4 protein-coding genes are annotated in these 4,565 nt (G+C 74.8%); 2 read left to right on the forward strand and 2 right to left on the reverse strand.

What is annotated here, in order from left to right:
* Positions 1-13: 13 nt before the first annotated feature.
* Positions 14-997, reverse strand: a complete 984-nt coding sequence (locus ACFV61_RS34660; RefSeq protein WP_380496080.1) for an NAD-dependent epimerase/dehydratase family protein — start codon at positions 995-997, stop codon at positions 14-16.
* 256 nt (positions 998-1,253) lie between these two features.
* Between ACFV61_RS34660 and ACFV61_RS34665 the strand changes: the two genes are divergently transcribed.
* Together ACFV61_RS34665 and ACFV61_RS34670 are read left to right on the forward strand one after the other, a co-directional pair.
* Entirely contained in the window at positions 1,254-2,276 is a 1,023-nt protein-coding gene (locus tag ACFV61_RS34665) for a cytochrome c oxidase assembly protein (RefSeq protein ID WP_380496082.1), read from the forward strand.
* Positions 2,277-2,361: 85 nt separating this feature from the next.
* Positions 2,362-2,994: a YdcF family protein gene (locus ACFV61_RS34670; protein ID WP_363370884.1), complete on the forward strand. Its 633-nt coding sequence runs from the start codon at positions 2,362-2,364 to the stop codon at positions 2,992-2,994.
* A gap of 12 nt (positions 2,995-3,006) precedes the next feature.
* Here the strand turns inward: ACFV61_RS34670 and ACFV61_RS34675 are convergent, their stop codons facing one another.
* Positions 3,007-4,290: an RICIN domain-containing protein gene (locus ACFV61_RS34675; protein ID WP_380496084.1), complete on the reverse strand. Its 1,284-nt coding sequence runs from the start codon at positions 4,288-4,290 to the stop codon at positions 3,007-3,009.
* Between the last annotated feature and the right edge of the window lie 275 nt (positions 4,291-4,565).

Here is a 4,565-nt window from a genome sequence, read left to right on the forward strand (position 1 = left end):
CCGGCGTTTCGTCCTACGCCGGTGCGGCGAGCCCCAGCGCCTGGCGGTACCAGGGGGCGGCGGCGGGCAGCCGGGCGAGGGGGCCGGGGCCGGGCGGACAGGCGGCGAGGCGCCAGACGTCGTCCCCCCGGTACCAGTGGTCGCGGGCGATCAGGGAGAACTGCCGCTCGGAGACGCGGCCCGGGGTGGCGGCGAGCAGACGCCGGCATTCGTCCCACGAGGCGCCCGGGCCGTCCGGGCCATCCGCGCCGGGCAGCGCGGGCAGCAGGCCGAGGCCGGCCAGGGCGGCGAGCAGGTCGCCGGCCCGGACGGGGTCGGGATGGCTCGCGTGCTGGACGCCGGGCGGGACGGCGTGGTCGTCCAGGGCGAGCGCGGCGATCAGCCGGGCCAGGTCGGCGCGGTCCACCACGGAGAGCCTGGCGTTCCCGCTCGCCCAGGGCACCGGCACCCGGCGGACCAGTTCAGCCAGCGCGGGCACCACCCAGCGGTCGCCCGTCCCGGTCACCAGGCCGGGCCGCAGCACGACGGCGCCGGCCGCCAGCGCGACGCGTTCGCCGAGCAGCCTGGTCCGGCTGGCCTCGGAGACCGGGGCGGCCGGCACCTCGTCGACCCCGATGCCGGAGTGCGGGCCCTCGCCGTACACCGCGGTCGTCGACAGGTGGACGATCCGGCGCACCCCGGCCCGGGTCGCGGCGGCCGTCACCGCCTCGGTGCCGCGCACGTTCACCGCCGCGCACTCCTCGGCGCCGCCGGAGACCCGGGAGGCCAGGTGGAGCAGGACGTCGGCACCCTCGCAGAGCGCGGCCAGCGCCGCCCCGTCGGCGAGGTCGCCCGGCACCCAGACGGCCGGGCCGCGCCCGTCCGGCACGTCGCGGGCCAGCGCGCGCACCCGCGCGCCGCGGGCGGTCAGGGCGGCCAGCACCGCGGAGCCTATGAAGCCGGTCGCCCCGGTCAGCGCGACCGTGGTGCGCTCCGGGTGCCGCCGTCCCGCCGCCATGCCGCACCCCTCGCCGTCCCACCGTGTCGCCGTCTCGGCGCGTCCCGTGTCGCCGTATCGGCGTGTCGCCGTCGACCGGCCGGTCAGTCTATCCAGCCGCCACCCGCCCGGCGGCCACCCGTACGGAGGGGGCGGGGCACGGCCCGAGGTAAGGCCCACCTAGGCTGTAGGCCAAGCAAAACGGGCGAACCGGACCCCCTCCAGGGGCCACCAGGACGGAAAGCAGGGCCCCCCGATGGGCGACGGAATGTCAGGCATGCACCACCACGGCGGGATGACCCAGCTAGGCCCGTTCACCTTGTCCAACGTCTGGACCTGGTCCCCCGACTGGGTGTTCCTGCTGGGCGGCCTGGCCGCCCTGGCGCTGTACGCGGCGGGCGTGGTCCGGCTCCACCGGCGCGGCGACCGCTGGCCGGTCGGCCGGATGGTCGGCTGGGCGGCCGGTGTCGGCAGCCTGATCCTGGTCACCTGCACCGGGCTGAACGACTACGGCATGGTGCTGTTCAGCGCGCACATGATCCAGCACATGGTGCTGTCCATGCTGACGCCGATCCTGCTGCTGCTGGGCGCCCCGATCACGCTGGCGCTGCGCGCGCTGCGGCCGGCCGGCCGGGGCCGCCCGCGCGGGCCGCGCGAGCTGCTGGTGGCGCTGCTGCACAGCCGCTACGTCCGGGTGATCTCGCACCCGGCCTTCACCATTCCGATGTTCATCGCGAGCCTGTACGGGGTCTACTTCACCCCGTTGTTCGACTTCCTGATGCAGTACCGCGCCGGGCACATCTTCATGATGGTGCACTTCCTCCTCACCGGTCTGACCTTCTTCTGGCCGATCATGGGCGTGGACCCGGGCCCGCACCGCCCCAGCCATGTGATGCGGATCATCGAGCTGTTCATGGGCATGCCGTTCCACGCCTTCTTCGGCGTGGCCGTGATGATGGCCAGCCACCCGCTGGTCACCACCTTCACCGTGGAGGGCTCGCCGCCGGGCACCGACCTCCTGGAGGACCAGAAGCTGGCCGGCGGCATCACCTGGGCGTTCGGCGAGATCCCGACCGCGATCGTGCTGATCGCGCTGGTGTACCAGTGGATGCGTTCCGAACAGCGGCAGGCCCGCCGCAGCGACCGCGCCGAGGAACGCAGCGGCGACGCCGAGCTGGAGGCGTACAACGCCTACCTGGCCTCGCTGCACAAGCGCGGCCCGGGCCCGGCGGCCCCCGCCGCCCCGGCCTCCCCCGCTGCCGCTGTCACCCCCGCCACCCCGGCGGCCGACGCCGGCTGAGCCCGCCGCCGCCTGCACCACGGAACCCCCGTCCCCTGGAAACCGCCCAGTGGAACGGGGGTTCCGCCGTATACGTTCGGACGGTATGCACGCTCTGCTGATCGTCGCCGTCCTGCTCGGCGGGTACGTCCTGCTCTGGCTGCTCGGCTTCCTCGGCTGCGCGCTGCGGCAGGGGCGCCGCCCCGCCCCCGTCGGGGCGGACTACCTGGTGGTCCTCGGCGCCGCCCTGGACGGCTGCGAGCCCGCCCCGCCGCTGGCGGCCCGGCTGGACGCCGCGCTGGAACGTTTCGCCGCCGAGGAGGCCGCCGGGCACGCGCCGCTGCTCCTGGTCACCGGCGGGAAGGGCCCGCACGAGGAGTGCACCGAGGCCGCCGCGATGGCCCGCTACCTGACCGCCCGGGGCGTCCCGGCCGACCGGATCCGGCGCGAGGAACGGGCCGTGAACACCGTCGAGAACCTGCGTTTCAGCGCGGCGCTGATGGCCGCCGAACGGCCCGGCTACCGGTGCACGGTCGTCACCAGCGGCTTCCACACCGCCCGCACCGCACTCGCCGCCCGCCGGGCCGGCGCCCCCGGCCGGGTGGTCGGCGCGGACGGACTGCTCGCCCACGGCCCGTACGCACTGCTGCGGGAGGCGGTCGGCACGGCACTCGCGTACCCGCGCGCCAACGCCGCCGCCCTCCTGCTGCTCACGGGCACCGGAGCCCTCCTCGGCTAGGGCCCGGGGCTGCTACTGGAGCCTCCACTGCTGGTTCCAGCCGCTGTTGCAGGTCCAGACGCCCAGGGCCTTGGCGTCCTCGTCGTAGGTCAGGCAGTCCTGGTCGGTGATCCGGATCCGGTACTGGCCGTCGCCCTGGGAGACGAGCTGCCACTTCTGCTCGTCGGCGCCGGTCCACGGCTTGGCGTCGGCGACGTAGCCCTTGGTGTTCTCGGTCAGCGCGAGGCCGGACACGGCGCTGGTGATCTTGTAGCGGCCGTTGCCCAGCGCGGTGAACTGCCAGCCGGTGTTCTTGGGGCCGCTGGTGCCGGCGAGGATCGAGGGGCCGGAGGCGGCCCCGGTGGCCACCGGGCCCCGGCCGGTCTTCACCTTCGGGTACAGCAGCCCGGTCACGGCGTCACCACCGCCGCCGCCCTGGTGCGCGGGCACGCCGGGAGTGGCGGTCCCGCCGGTGCCCACGCCCGGCACCGTACCGGGCTTGGCCGGGACACCCGGGGTGGCGGTGCCGCCCGTGCCGACGCCCGGCACCGTACCGGGCTTGGCCGGGACACCCGGGGTGGCAGTCCCACCGGTGCCGACGCCCGGCACCGTGCCGGGGATGCCGGGGGTGACGGGAACGCCCGGGGTGCCGGGGGTCCCCGCGATGTCGGCCGGGATCTCGCGGGCCGGGAAGTGGATGATCCGCTTGCTGTCGTAGCAGCGGATCAGCACGCAGGACCGGGAGGTGGTCACGGTCCGGTCCGAGTCGCTGCCGACGAAGGCCCAGTTCCCGTAGCCGCCGTCGCCCTTGTTGGTGAAGGTCGACTCGCCCGCGAAGACCCAGATCCGGAAGTCGTCGTAGCCGGTCGGGCCGCCCTCGCTGTCGTGGTGCTCCAGCTTGACGGTCTGGTCGATCAGCACCCCGCGCATGTCCGCCTCGTAGACGTTGCGGAACCAGAGGGTGTCGTACAGGTCGGTGCCGTCGTACTTGAACACCATCACGTTGAACCCCGGTGCGGCGGCGCTCAGTTGGCCGGCCATCCCCTGGGTGAACGCCGCGTTGTCGGCCTGCGCGGTGAGGGCCGCGCTGCGGAAGCCCCCGATCATGGCGCCGATGGAACTGATCAGCGCGCTGTAGCAGTTGCCGTTGCCGATGTTGGCGGGCCCGCCGACGCCCGGCTCGATGCCCGGACAGTCGGTCGCCGCCGAGGCCTGCTGCGGCACGGCCATCAGGCCGGTCGAGGCCAGGGCCGCCAACAGGGTGCCGGCGACGGCCCGTTGGGTGGCCCTGGTCGTCCGGCGGGAGGAAGCGCGCATGCTGAAGTGCCCCGATCATTCGGCGAGGTGGCGTCCGCCTGCGGATCCGCAGCGGAGAACGGTCCTCCGGATGTTAGGGCCGCTCACCGGCACCACCCGTGATCTTGACGGCTCCCTGACGAACCGTTGATGATCTTCCTCCGCACTGGCGCCGCAGCGCCGCGGAGGCCGCCCGGAAAGCCGGGAGGGGGGCGGGGGCGGGCGCGGCGCCGCGCGCCCCCCCCGGGGGGGGGTCCGCCCGGGATATTCGTGGGTTGGGGGGGGGCCGGGGTGTT

It is taken from the genome of Kitasatospora sp. NPDC059817, from assembly GCF_042731835.1.
Lineage (GTDB): Bacteria > Actinomycetota > Actinomycetes > Streptomycetales > Streptomycetaceae > Kitasatospora.